9 protein-coding genes are annotated in these 14,298 nt (G+C 47.9%); all 9 read left to right on the top strand.

What is annotated here, in order from left to right; translation table 11 throughout:
* Positions 1 to 44 precede the first annotated feature (44 nt).
* The 9 genes from CRO25_RS14710 (at position 45) to CRO25_RS14670 (ending at position 14,285) form a co-directional block, all read left to right on the top strand.
* Positions 45 to 2,033 (top strand): LTA synthase family protein, encoded by a 1,989-nt coding sequence (locus CRO25_RS14710; RefSeq protein ID WP_256863652.1) that lies wholly within the window; start codon positions 45 to 47, stop codon positions 2,031 to 2,033.
* A gap of 291 nt (positions 2,034 to 2,324) precedes the next feature.
* A complete protein-coding gene (locus tag CRO25_RS14705; RefSeq protein WP_079695507.1) occupies positions 2,325 to 4,031 on the top strand; it encodes an amylo-alpha-1,6-glucosidase in 1,707 nt (568 codons plus the stop codon).
* Positions 4,032 to 4,224: 193 nt separating this feature from the next.
* Entirely contained in the window at positions 4,225 to 5,970 is a 1,746-nt protein-coding gene (locus tag CRO25_RS14700; protein WP_079695506.1) for a sensor histidine kinase, read from the top strand.
* On the top strand, positions 5,948 to 7,132 hold the full coding sequence (locus CRO25_RS14695; RefSeq protein ID WP_079695505.1) for a response regulator: 1,185 nt from the start codon (positions 5,948 to 5,950) through the stop codon (positions 7,130 to 7,132). The genes CRO25_RS14700 and CRO25_RS14695 overlap by 23 nt, the downstream gene beginning before the upstream one ends.
* A 129-nt stretch (positions 7,133 to 7,261) precedes the next feature.
* Complete coding sequence (locus CRO25_RS14690) at positions 7,262 to 8,524, top strand: sugar ABC transporter substrate-binding protein (RefSeq protein ID WP_079695504.1); 1,263 nt, start codon at positions 7,262 to 7,264, stop codon at positions 8,522 to 8,524.
* A gap of 24 nt (positions 8,525 to 8,548) precedes the next feature.
* Positions 8,549 to 9,535, top strand: a complete 987-nt coding sequence (locus tag CRO25_RS14685; RefSeq protein ID WP_079695503.1) for a carbohydrate ABC transporter permease — start codon at positions 8,549 to 8,551, stop codon at positions 9,533 to 9,535.
* Positions 9,535 to 10,347 carry a carbohydrate ABC transporter permease gene (locus CRO25_RS14680; protein WP_079695502.1) on the top strand — a complete coding sequence of 271 codons (813 nt, stop codon included), beginning with the start codon at positions 9,535 to 9,537 and terminating at the stop codon, positions 10,345 to 10,347. The genes CRO25_RS14685 and CRO25_RS14680 overlap by 1 nt, the downstream gene beginning before the upstream one ends.
* Before the next feature lie 31 nt (positions 10,348 to 10,378).
* Positions 10,379 to 13,510 (top strand): glycoside hydrolase family 2 TIM barrel-domain containing protein, encoded by a 3,132-nt coding sequence (locus tag CRO25_RS14675; protein WP_079695501.1) that lies wholly within the window; start codon positions 10,379 to 10,381, stop codon positions 13,508 to 13,510.
* Entirely contained in the window at positions 13,503 to 14,285 is a 783-nt protein-coding gene (locus tag CRO25_RS14670; protein WP_079695500.1) for an SDR family NAD(P)-dependent oxidoreductase, read from the top strand. The genes CRO25_RS14675 and CRO25_RS14670 overlap by 8 nt, the downstream gene beginning before the upstream one ends.
* Positions 14,286 to 14,298 lie beyond the last annotated feature (13 nt).

The raw sequence follows: 14,298 nt of genomic DNA, 5'->3' as shown, positions 1-14,298 counted from the left end.
AATACTTGTTAAATGAAACTTCGGAAAGGAAGGAAGGCGGTAACTTGTCACGCAATTCACTCACCCGGTTTCTAAGCGGACCGTTTATAGTGTTCACCGTTATTATGATGATCAAAAGCTCTCTGGCCTGGATTGTGATCTTCGATGACATCCCCGTCTGGAAACCGCTACTGACAGAGTTGCCGCTGATCTGGATCTGCTTCTGTCTGATTGAATGGTTCGCAGCCAAACGCCGGATGTGGCTCTATCTCGGACTAAATCTGTTGCTATCGGGCATCTTCTTCGCAGCTATCATGTATTACAAATATTATGGTGTTATTGTTAATTATCACGCGCTCGCACAGGTTAATCAGGTAACCTCGGTCAAGAGCAGCATGTTCTCTTTGCTCGATCCGTATTATTTGTTTATTTTTGCAGATATTCTGGTTATCACGGGGATTCTGATTCGTCGGCGGATCAAGCTCGGCGGGACTGAACGTCCAGGTAGAGTGCCGCTTGAACGAAGGGCTAGAAGACGGATTGCCTCAGTCATTCTGATTCTGTCGATGATGCTGTGCATGCTCAACATATACCCCAATCGGGCGAGTATGAGCGAGATTACACAGGCGGAGCAGATGGGGATTCTCGGTTACGAAGCGTACACCATCCTGGCTGATCGGCCTGACAAACCCGTGCCCTTCGATCAAATCGATCAGAATCATATCGACGAGATTAAACAAACGACAGCACTACCCGCTGTTGTGGAGGAGGGTGCAGCCAAGGGACGAAACGTCATTGTCCTCCAGCTCGAATCATTCCAGAACTTCCTGATCGGATTGCAGGTGGACGGACAGGAAGTTACACCCAATCTGAATAAGTTGGCAGGGCAAAGCCTGTATTTCCCCAACTTTTATCAGCAAGTGGGACAGGGAAACACGTCGGATGCCGAGTTTGTCGTGAATACATCGTTTTATACACCGCCCAACGGGGCCGCAGCTACCGTCTACGCGAATAAAGAATTGCCAAGTCTGCCCAGACTGATGTCCGCGAACGGTTATCAGACAGCCACATTCCATACAAATGATGTGCATTTCTGGAATCGCGATCAGTTATACAAGGCGCTTGAATTTGATCAGTATTATGACATAAATTATTTCGGAACAGAGGATTCCATCGCCTTCTCGGCATCGGATGAGGTGTTGTACAGCAAAACACTTGATAAACTGGAGGACATGCAGGACACGGGATCACCTTTCTATGCACAAATCATATCCATGTCTGCGCACCATCCTTACCATCTACCAGAAGATAAGAAAAGTCTGACGTTGCCGGAACGGTACGTTAATACGTTGCCCGGGGATTATCTTGTATCCCAGCATTATGCCGATCAGGCGGTGGGACAATTTATTGAGGGACTTAAGGAACGTGAACTATGGGAAAATAGCGTGCTGGTCGTTTACGGTGACCATCTGGGTCTGCCTATCTACTCGCTGGATCGGACTGACGAGAAGCTCATGCAGGAAATCTACGGTCGGGAGTACACGTCTGCGGACATGATTAATATTCCACTTATCGTCACGGCTCCTGGCATCACGCCGGCAGCTCAGCTGGAACAGATCGGAGGACAGGTGGATATTCTGCCAACGATCGCCGGGTTGACCGGTGCCTCTCTTCAAAACCAACTGTATTTTGGGCAGGATTTGCTGCGTGATGGAAATAATCTGCTGCCAGAGCGCTATTATCTGCCCTCCGGTTCCGTACTGAACGATGCTTCACTGTTCGTTCCTGAGACGGGGTACGGTGACGGTACTCATTACTCCCTTGCGGATGCCGGGAGACAGGATGTCGTCTCGGCAGAGCTTGATCAGGAGAAGAGTACGATTCCGGACAGTCTGGAGGATCAACCGGCCGTGCCCGCATCTGCCATACCATCTGAAGAAGAATCGACCTCTTCCGAATATATTACGAAGGAACAGTACGATCGGGCTTTGGATCTTCTACACTTATCCAACAGTTATCTGAGTCAGTTACCCAATCGAAATGCATTAAAATGATCCAACATGCGAATGAACTTATTTTTAACTTTAACAATTTTAATCCATCATGAAAAAAGACAAGAGCCCAAGAAAGGTCTGAAACGACCTGATTCATGGGCTCTTTCCATTCCTTCTAACCTCTATATCTAACACTTTCTCCCCAACTTTCTAACAAAAAGACACCTATAACCACCCCAATCATCCATTGCCAACAAATTCCCCTCTTTAGTGAAGACACCTGGACGTTCCTGTTCCTTGAGCAGCGGTTTACAATGAAAGCGTATTATTCCTTGTTGAAGGAGGAGAATTATGAAATTCGATCTGAACTTTGTACCCTTCAGTCGCAGAGAGTCGTTCCTTGCCGTCTCTCTTCTGCCTGAAGGCAAGAATAGACAGCAGGGCCTCTACCTACGAACTGTGCGGGGTGGAGATGATAAATTTGGCGAGGCGTTCCGTATCGAACTGTTGGATCAGCAGAATCAGACGATTCCATTCACGGCAGAAGCTTCTCCAGAAACTGTCCAGCTGAATTCACCAGAGCCCGCAATCTTTGCGGAAATCTGTATTTCGGATAACCGCACGGTCCGATTCCGTTCGAAAGGGTGCGGGATCAGATTGACCTTTATCCCGTCAACTTATGATTATGCATATGAGGTGAATAAGAACAGCTGGGAAGTAAATAGCTTCACCCATGAATGCCGCTTCATGCTGACTGGAATTGTAGGCGACATGAAGCTGGAAGTGCCGTGGGATAAAATCAAGAGCTCACGCGTAATCGCAGAGTTCAATCCGGATACGGACACGAATACAGCTGAGTTTGCCGTTGAGGAATTCCGCACAGTATGGGAGCCTCGCCCACAATGGGAGTCCTTTGATGATGATGTAGAAGCGGTTCGGACTGAATTCAGCCAGTGGCTGGACAGCAGTCTTGTGATCCCTGATCGCTGGCAGGATGCGCGGGAGCTCGCGGCTTACATTACTTGGTCCTGCCTCGTTCCGGCGGAGGGTTGTCTGACGCGTCCAGCTATGTATATGTCGAAGAACTGGATGACGAATATATGGAGCTGGGACCACTGTTTCAATGCGATGGCGCTTGTTCGCCATGATCCAAAGCTGGCGTGGGACCAGTTCATGATCTTTTTTGATCGGCAAGATGAGAGTGGATTAATTCCTGACTTTGTGAACGATAAATATGAACTGTGGAACTGCAACAAACCTCCTATTCATGGATGGACACTGGCTTGGATGATGCAACGTACGGATTATATTCGCGAGGAGCAGCTTCGTGAAGTGTACACCCCATTGTCCAAGTGGACGAAATGGTGGTTCCGGTATCGTGATGATGATGGTGATGGGATTCCCCAATATAACCACGGTAATGATTCCGGTTGGGATAACAGCACCGCGTTTAATAATGGAATTCCCGTAGAAAGTCCGGATTTAGCTGCCTTTCTGATTATCCAGACAGAGCTTCTGGCTGAAATTGCTGGGTTGCTTGGGCTTACGAAGGAATCTTCGGAATGGAGAAAACTGGCGGATGATACGCTGGAGAAGATGATCAGCCACTTCTGGAAAGAGGATAGATTTATCTCCTTACGTTCAGGTACACATGAGCCTTCAGCTGGAGACAGTCTGCTGTTATTCGTTCCGATCCTACTGGGCAAACGCCTGCCTGAACCCATCAGAGATCTTCTTCTGGAAGGGTTACGGGAGGAGAATCGCTTCCTGACGGAAAATGGTTGGGCGACCGAGAGCATAAGCAGCCCCTACTATATACCAGACGGGTACTGGCGTGGACCGATCTGGGCTCCATCAACCATGCTGCTCGTGGAGGGCGTAGCTGCTGCCGGTGACCTGGAGCTGGCTCGGGAAGTATCCCGCCGCTTCTGCAATATGCTTAGCCGGAGTGGTATGGCGGAGAACTTCGATGCGCTGACTGGTGAAGGCCTACGTGACAGGGCATTTACATGGACATCAAGTGTGTTCCTGGTTCTGGGGCACGAGTACACAATCTAAAACCAATATTGCACGTCCCTGGCTGCTGTTTTAAACAGCTTTCCGGGGAGGTGCTTTTCCCGTTTCCTCGAAAAATTTTATTTGCAAACAACAAATTGAAAGCGTTACCATGAAATGATTGGATTCTTCTATAGGCTACCTGTCCATGCTAGAATGCAGGTAGATATAGTTATAGCGAGAGGGGAAACCGTTTATGAACATCCAATGGATCAGGCAGCTTAATAAACGCATTTTCTCTGGTTCCTACCGCAGTATACGGACCAAGTTGCTCTTCTGTTTTCTCATCGTGACTCTGATTCCGCTGCTCTCGCTTGGTGCGTTGTCCTATTACCAATCCGCCAAAATCATTAATTCCCAGTTTGGCAAATATGGTGAAAATGCTGTAGCGCAGTTGGAGCAACAAACGAGTTCATCTTTAAGCCGAATGAAACAAATGAGTGAAACGATCTATTCGTATTTGCTTAATCCCGCCCATACCGATCTAAGGAATCAAGCACCTGTAAGCTATAGTGAAATCATTGAGAAGAATGACTTTGAAGCACTACTGAAATCACTGCGGACGGACCAAACCGCAGGAATCTATATCATTACACCCTCTGGCTATTATTATGGAGAGAACAATTTGGATGTTGCCAAGCTGAGAAATATACCAGAATGGAAGACAAAACCCGCTTCTTATAAAGGATTATACTGGCTTGGCTTTTATATGCAAAATCACGCAATGAGCAGCTCAGGCGATTCGAATCTCCCCGTCCTTGGGCTCGCTGTTCCGATTCATAATTCCAACGGAACGCAAAACGGCAGTACTATACTCATAGAGGAGAATGCGCAGGAATTAATCCATATGTTCAAACTATTTGAGACAGATACGAAGTCGCATCTGACCATTAAAGCTTCGGACGGAAGGATTGTATATGAAAGTGCATCCACTTTTACGAAGAAGGATAGTGACATTACATGGATTCGGACGCTTGCCGTGAACCAGTGGACCATCGAAGCGAGATTACCTGCCAAAGCCTTCTACTTGTCCTCGGGCATTATTCGGTCGAATACCATTGTCGTAGCCATTATTTCATGTCTGCTTGCCTTTGGATTCGCCTATCTGTTCTCATCGAGGTTTACAGCACGTATTCGTACGCTAAAGGATTCGATGCAGAAGGTCAGCTTCGGTAAGCTGGATACACGGATGCCGATCGAAGGTCGAGATGAGCTAGGTAGCCTTGATATGAGTTTTAACCGGATGGTAAGTGGTGTCCAATCGCTTGTACAAGAAGTGGAACAGAGCGAAAGACTCAAGAAGGAAGCGGAACTGAAGGCTTTTCATTATCAGATTAACCCTCACCTGCTGTTCAATACGTTGAACTCCATTCAGTGGAAGGCCCGTCTGGAAGGGGCTGATGATATCCGTCAGATGTTATATCACTTAACGATGGTGCTGGAAGGAAATCTGGATATATCGCAGGAACTGATCACGGTGGGCAGAGAACTACGCATGATTGAGCATTTCTTGAAAATTCAGGAGATCAGGTACGGAAATGTGTTCAGCTATGAGCTGAATTGCGAAGACTCACTGAAGCAGTATCTGATCCCGCGTATGACTCTGCAGCCGCTGTTTGAAAATATATTTTTCCACGGCTTCACGGATGGGATAGGTGTAATTAAGCTGGATGTCACCGTAGAAAAGAATGAGCTTCTGCTGACTCTCCGGGATAATGGAGCGGGTATGACGGAAGAAAAACGGGAGCGTTTGCTTGTTCCAGATCCGAAACGTCGTGGGCGCGGAGGATTAGGCGTTCAGAACGCAGACCAGAAATTCAAACTGCATTTCGGCCCGCAGTACGGGCTTACGGTATTTTCGACTAAGGGTGAAGGTACAGCGATTGTCATTCATTGGCCCAAAGAGGAGGAGCGTCCGGATGGATACAGCAAAGAGAATTAAGGTGCTGATTGCAGATGATGAGAGTATTGTACGGAAAGGCCTACGTTCGACCGTAGCTTGGGAGAAATATGGAATGGAAGTTATAGCTGACGCGCCCAATGGACAAAAAGCCTGGGAAGCCTTTCTGGAGCATCGGCCTGAAATTGTAATAACAGATATTGTAATGCCAGAGATGGATGGCATCGAGCTGTCTCGCAAGATAAAGGAGATGGCGGCGAAGACCAAAATAATTCTGCTCAGTTGTCACCGCGACTTTGAATACGCACAGCAGGGAATTCAACTTGGGGCCTCCGGATATCTTTTGAAAACCGCTTTTGAGGACGAAGAACTTGAAGACATGTTAAAGAAGTTCCAGCAGGAACTGTCTGTCTCCGCTCCCCCCTCTCCAAAAGACGAAGAACGTATGGAAACACTGCTCTTTGCATGGCTGAACGGACATAGCTGTAAATTTCCAGAGGAGCTGGAGAAGCTGCATGGCGGTCAATCACATGTTAATGGTCAGCCTTTGTTGATATATCTGATTCGAACGGCAGAATGCGGAGCATCTTGGACCGAGCTACTACAAGAAGCTGAGAAGAATGACCGCAGTATGCGCAAGGGTACGATCATTCCTTATGGAGAAGAATACTACTATTGGATCGTTCCTGATACGCTGCGAGGGTCTGCAGAAAGCCTGCTGGTAGAGAGTAAGAGCAAATGCAGTCAGTTGAAGTGGACTCGTAAAGAATCCTTGCTCCACAGCGATGATCTGAAGCAGGCGTTCCAAAACCTTCATAAAGAAGCTGAGCTAGAGAAGTTGTATGGGATATCCGTAAATCATTGGCCAGATCCGATCTGGAAAGCCGTGAATCTACTGTATGCTAATCCCGCAGCTGACTGGTCAGCCAGCGAACTGGCGGAAGAGGTTGGGCTCAGCCGCAGTCATTTCTCCATTCTCTTTAAGAAGGCTGTCGGCGATAGCTTCATTGCCTTCCAATATAAACGGAAACTGCGCCTTGCATATGGCCTACTGCGGGATACACATCTAACCATGCAGGAAATTGCGGAACGGACAGGACTTGGAGACAGCAAATATTTCAGCAAATGGTTCAAACGCTGTACGGGTCAGACACCGAGTCATTACCGTGCCCAACAAAAAGACGACAGCTCTCGAACAGATTGACACCTGCTTCAATAATTCGAACAAAATCACAACAACATTCGAATAGATACACGTTTTGAACCGCTTTCATTCGCGTTACGATGAAAGCGGTTCAATTATTATAAACCTCACTGACAGGGAGCTGACAATATGAAAAAAAGAATTTCACACATTGTCCTTGCAACGACGCTGATGGTATCTATACTGTCTGCATGCAGCGGTAACGCTGGAACAGCCAATCCGGAGAACGGCGGTTCGGATCAGACGAAGACGCTTCGTTTTGCAACCTGGGATACGGGAGACGCGCTCAAAATTGAGCAGGATATCGCCAAGAAGTTTGAAGCAGAACATCCCGGTACAAAGGTGCAGGTTGAGGCCTATGCGGACGGATTTGACCAGAAGCTTGCCGCAGGCTTTGGAGCGGGTAACCCGCCAGACGTCATGTACATGTGGGACTTCCCTACTTACCATCAATCTCTTGAACCACTGGATGACTTTGCAGAAAAAGATAAAGACCTGAAGATAGATGATTTTTACAAAGGATTGTTCAACTATGGAAAAATTGACGATAAGCTATACGGCATTCCGGCCGGCTTCACGACTCGTGTCGTCTATTATAACAAAAAGCTCTTTGATGCTGCCGGTGTCCCTTATCCTAAAGACGGATGGGAATGGAGCGATTTCCAGGATATCGCTAAGAAGCTGACGGACACCTCCAAGAAGCAATACGGCTTCGGTGCCCGTGCCGAGAATGATACGTATGACTTGCAGGGCTTTGTCTGGAGCAACGGTGGCTCCTTTATTTCCCCAGATGGTAAAACCATCGAGGGCTACATGAACAGTAAAGAAACCGCTGAAGCCATCCAAATGTTTGGTGATATGGTGAAGGACGGCACCGCCGTGCTTACAGGTGGTAAAGGCCAGCAAAGCGGTGATGATATTTTTAAAGGCGGTAAGATCGCCATGTGGGAAAGCGGAATCTGGCCGCTCGAGTCATTCAAACAAGCGGGAGTTGATGTAGGTACGGTCGAAATTCCGGCTTTTCCAGGCAAACCGGTTAAAGGTGTACTTGCAGAATCTGCCTTGTCTATTGCTAAAGACTCCAAGCACAAAGATCTGGCATGGGAATTCGTTAAATTCTATGTCTCCAATGAATCGATCAAAATGCGTGTTGCTGACCTGCCAGTACGACAAAGTGTTGTAAACGAACTCAAGAAGGATCAAGATCCGCTCTACAAACCTTATTACACCATGCTTGAGCGTTCGGACAATACACCTGCATTTCTACTCAATCCGAAGTGGAATGAAGTGAACCGACAGCTGTCGGCTGCAGTGGAAGCAGTTATGCACGGCAGCAATGCCCAAGAAGCGCTGAATCAGGCGGTTAAGGACAGCGAGCGATATTTGAAATAACACTTGTAGAAAGAAGGTTAGGAGATGGCTCAGACCTACCTGCAGAATACATCAGAACCGACAGCTACCCTTAAGGCCTTGAAAAAACGTAGATGGGGTGGGCTTGCACCCTACCTCTTTATCTTCCCTTGGATATTTGGATTTGTTTTCTTCACTTTAGGCCCCCTGCTGTTCTCATTGGTCATTTCATTTTTTGATTGGCCAATCGTCGGTAAGGTAACTTTTATCGGGCTAGACAACTACGTAGAGATGTTTTCGAATGATCCGCTTTTTTGGAAATCTTTATTTGTAACTTTGAAATTTGCAGCCCTCTTCGTTCCGCTCAATATTATAGTCGCACTCGGACTTGCCATGCTGCTCAATCAAAGGGTTAAAGGAAGCGCCATTTTCCGTACGGCATTTTATCTCCCCTCTGTAATTTCAGGTGTTGCGCTTGCTATGATCTGGTCCTGGGTATACAGCGGAGACTATGGAATTCTGAACTACTTCTTGTCTGTCCTGGGCATTCAGGGACCCGATTGGCTGAATGATACAAACTGGTCGCTTGTTGCAATGGTCGTTGCCAGCCTCTGGGGACAAGGATCAATGATGCTTATTTTCCTAGCTGGACTTAAAGGCATTCCTAAGGACTTGTACGAATCGGCTTCAATCGACGGAGCAGGTAAAATCCGAATGTTCTTGAGTGTAACCATTCCGATGATTACGCCAACAATTCTATTCAATCTCATTACATCAATTATTGCAGCATTTCAGCAGTTAACTCTCGCCCTGCTACTTACGGGAGGCGGGCCAATGAAATCAACCTATTTCTATGCGATGTACATGTATGAGAACGCTTTCAAATACTTTAAGATGGGTTACTCTGCCGCCAACGCCTGGTTTATGTTTCTGATCGTGCTTACCTTGACGTTTCTGGTATTCAAATCTTCGGAAGCCTGGGTGTTCTATGAAGGTGAAATGAAAAAGCAGCCGCAGAAGAAACTTAAGGCCAGTAAAAGGGGGCGGTCCTGATGAAAAAAGTATTTGCTTACGCGTTGCTGATTGGGTTCTCACTGCTATTCATCGCCCCACTGTTCTGGGCGGTGACCACGGCACTGAAATCACCGCAGGAGCTCTATCTGTTTCCTCCCAAATGGATTCCGTCCGTCTGGAAATTCAGTAACTTCGCAGAGGCATGGAACATCCAGCCCTTTAATTTATTTTTAAAAAATACGCTGCTCGTTACGGTTTTATCCACCCTGGGTCAGCTGATATCCTGTACGCTCGTCGCTTACGGCTTCGCCAGATTCCAGTTCAAAGGGCGTGATTTCCTGTTTCTTGTCGTTCTGGCGACTATGATGATCCCTTGGGAAGTAACGATGATTCCACAGTATATGGAGTTTAACTATTTGGGTTGGATCAACACACTCAAACCGCTGATTATTCCGTCGTGGTTCGGCTCTGCCTATTATATCTTTTTATTGCGGCAGTTCATTATGACCCTGCCCCGGGAGCTGGATGAAGCAGCGACGATTGACGGCGCTAGTAAAATGACGATTCTGCTGCGAATCATCGTGCCGCTAATGGGACCTTCGCTGATCCTGGTCTCCGTATTCCAGTTCATGAGTTGTTGGAATGACTATCTGGGGCCTCTCATTTTCCTAAATGATCAGACGAAATATACGTTAACGTTAGGCCTATCTCAATTTAAGGGCATGTACGGTGTTGATATGCAATCCATCATGGCCATTACCTGCTTAATTTCAATTCCGCCACTTGCGATTTTCTTCTTCGCCCAGCGTTACATTGTCGGCGGAATTGCCACGACAGGTATTAAAGGATAGGACACACAGATAGAGGAAAGGATTGACGATCATGACTGTTATGAACATTGAGCGCGACTGGGATAACCTCAGCGTGCTGGAGAGAAACCGTGCGAAGAGTCGCTCCTATTTTATTCCTCATTCCAATAAAGAAAGTGCTCTGAGCTATGACAGAGGAAGCTCTCCGTGGTTCAAATCGCTGAACGGTATTTGGAAGTTCCAATTTGCTGAGGGACCGGATATAGCGCCCCCGGATTTTCATCAAAATGAATATGACACCTCAGGTTGGGATGATATTCGTGTCCCTGGCCACTGGCAGTTGCAAGGCTACGGAAATCCGCATTACACGGATCTCGAGTACCCATTCCCTGTTGATCCTCCTCATGTACCTAATGATAATCAAACGGGTAGCTATATAAGGGAATTTACGCTGCCAGACCATTGGGACGGAAGAGTTGTTTCACTTAAGTTCGACGGTGTAGATAGCGCCTTTCATGTATGGCTGAATGGTTCATTTGTTGGCTACAGCCAAGGCAGCCGCCTGACATCAGAGTTCGATCTGACCCCTTTCCTTCAGGCGGGAATTAACCGATTGGCGGTCCGGGTATACCAGTGGTCTGACGGTAGTTATTTGGAGGACCAGGATATGTGGTGGATGAGTGGCATTTTCCGGGATGTCTATCTGGTTTCCGAGCCTTCAGCATCCCGCATTACAGATTATCGAATTGTAACGGAGCTAGATACAGAGTTTACCAATGCGGTACTGTCGGTCCGCTTAGATCTGGATGGAGAAGAAGTTCAGGGCACGGTACAGTTGCAACTGCTGAATAACGTTGGCGAGCAGATCCTGTCTGCTGAGAAGAATCTAAACCATCCTTCAAGTGTCGAGTTCAATCTGCCTGTGGCGAAGCCTTTTTTATGGAATGCTGAATCTCCTTATTTATATCATCTAATCATTTCAGTGGTTGATTCGAAGAATCAGGTTATAGAAACGATTGCCCAGCGAGTTGGGTTCCGCCGTGTGGAAGTCAAGGATGGACAGTTCTTGGTGAATGGAGTACCGATCCTTCTCAAAGGAGTAAACCGGCATGACCATCATCCAGATACGGGACGAACCGTCACGGTAACCACCATGTTCGAAGATATTCAAATGATGAAGCAGCACAATATCAATGCGGTGCGGACAGCACATTATCCGAACGACCCGCGGTTCTATGATCTGTGTGATGAGTATGGGTTATACGTTATGGAAGAGACGGACCTGGAGACGCACGGCTTTGAGCCGCTGGGTAATATTTCACGGCTTAGCGATGACCCCGCTTGGAAGGATGCTTATGTTGACCGCATCCGCCGTATGGTGGAGCGCGACAAGAATCACCCTTCCGTGATTTTCTGGTCACTTGGCAATGAATCGGGCTTCGGCTGCAATTTCCGTGCGATGTCTGAGTGGTGCAAAGCCAATGATTCCACACGTCTTATCCATTATGAAGAAGACCGTGAAGCGGAAGTATGTGATGTGGTGAGCACGATGTATTCTTCGGTGGAGAAAATGGAAGGATTCGGCCAGCTAACCGATCATCCGAAACCGCATATTCTATGCGAATTTGCCCATGCGATGGGTAATGGACCCGGAGGGTTACGGACGTATTTTGACACCTTTGATGCTTATCGGCGTCTTCAAGGCGGCTTTGTCTGGGAATGGATCGATCATGGGCTTAGCAGAAAATTAATCGATGGCAAGGCTGACTACGCTTACGGCGGAGATTACGGAGATGTACCGAATAACAGTAATTTTGTTATTGACGGGCTAGTTCGCCCAGACCGTACCCCCTCTCCGGGACTCATTGAATATAAGAAAATCATCGAACCTGTTAGGGTCGAATTGATAGACGCAGGAAAGATTCGCGTAACGAATCGGTATGATTTCGTGACTTTAGATCATCTGCAGGTTCATTACAGTATCACGGCTGATGGAAGAACCATAAACAGTGGTGCACTCGTACTTCCTCAGATTAGTCCGGGTGATAGTGCAAACGTATTGATTCCAAATTTGAATTTAACAGATCAACAGTCGATTCATCTCGAGCCGGGTACAGAGATGTGGCTGAATGTCGGATTCACGTTGGCAGCAGACTGCGCTTGGGCGGAACAGGGGCATGAGGTGGCTTGGGCGCAGTTTGAGCTGCCGAATCATTCCACCTCATCCGTATCTTCCCTGTCTCAGTTGTCTGTAGAGCAGAAGTTGTCAGTCACCGAAGAAGGGCGAGAGCTAATCCTTGCGAATGACAGTTTCCGTATTTCTTTTAATCGTCTACGTGCAGGGGTCACGTCGCTTCGCTTGAACGGAAAGGAACTCATTCAACATGGACCACGACTGAATTTCTGGCGTGCTCCGATTGATAACGATATGTATGTGCTCCCGGATTGGCGTAAGGCACACCTCGATCGACTGACCGAGCGGATAGATAACTTCGTCTGGGATCGATTGAATGAAACGTCTGTGCGTATGACTTGGACTTCACGCATAGCACCTCCTGTCTACGACTGGGGCTTCCGCTGCGAAACGTCCTATACGGTTACTGCAAGCGGACTAATCATTATGGATGTGAAGGGAATACCGGAGGGAACACCACCCGCCATGCTGCCGAAAATCGGTCTTCAAATGGAAGTACCCGGTGATATAGACCATGTGAAATGGTATGGCCGCGGGCCGGGAGAGAGCTATTCGGATAGCCGGGAGGCCGGACGCTTCGGCGTATATCAGAGCAGTGTAGATGGATTGTTCACGTCGTATATCTATCCCCAAGAGAATGGAAATCGGACAGATGTAAGATGGGTTTCGATTGCCGATGGAGCAGGAATCGGTCTGCTGGCGGCAGGAGCGCCAACGCTTGATTTCAGCGCTAGACGTTACACGGATAGTGATCTGGAGAAGGCGCAGCATATGAGCGATTTGGCACCTCGTGATTTCATTACTCTGAATCTGGATTACCGACAGAACGGACTGGGAAGTAACAGCTGCGGCCCAGCACAGTCGCCTGAGAATACAGTTAAACCGGAAGCGTTCCGGTTCCGCATCTTGCTTCAGGCGTATATGGCGGAGGATAGCTCTCCTGAAAGGCTGAGCCGCCGAATGAGTACAGAAGCGATGCAATATGAAATGGAGGAAGATAAAGATGCTTAATACACAGGACGTTTTGAATTTATCTGGCAAGGTAGCCGTCGTTACTGGTGGGGCATCAGGCATTGGGCTGGCCACCGCTGAGCTTCTAGCGAGCTTCGGGGCACATGCTGTCTTGATTGATATTAATGAGGCTGCGGGTAACGAGGCCGTCGCGGGTATCCGTGAACATGGTGGTCAGGCCAGCTTTTACTGCTGCAACGTAACCTCTGCTGCAGACTGCGAACGTACAGCCTCAGAGATTAAATCAGCTCTTGGAGGGATTCATGTCCTGTTCAATAACGCAGGGGTTATTCGCCGCAAAACGGTTACCGAGTTGGATGAAAGAGACTGGGATCTTGTACTAGATGTCTCACTCAAAGGTGTCTTTCTCCTTTCTAAATATGTAATTCCCATTATGGAGTCTAGCGGCGGAGGCAGCATCATTAACACAGGCTCAGGTTGGGGACTGAAAGGTGGAGACCGCGCAGCAGCGTATTGCGCAGCAAAGGCAGGCGTTGTCAATCTGACGCGTGCCATGGCTATCGACCATGGAGCAGCGAACATTCGAGTCAACTGTGTATCACCAGGGGATACGGATACACCTCTCCTGCGTGACGAAGCGAAGCAGCTACAGCAGGATGAGTCAGCATTTCTGGTTGCCTCTGCAGGAGGAAGACCGCTGGAGCGTCTAGGTACACCGCGTGATATCGCGAATGCCGTATTGTTCCTGGCGAGTGACTTGTCCTCATGGGTAACAGGCAGTGTGCTCGTTGTTGACGGAGGCGGGATCGCTTAGGACGATAAGAATT

The organism is Paenibacillus sp. RU5M (assembly GCF_900221055.1).
Taxonomy (GTDB): Bacteria; Bacillota; Bacilli; order Paenibacillales; family Paenibacillaceae; genus Paenibacillus; species Paenibacillus marchantiae.
Note: the sequence above shows the minus strand (reverse complement) of the source record. Positions and strands in the feature narration are given on the sequence as shown.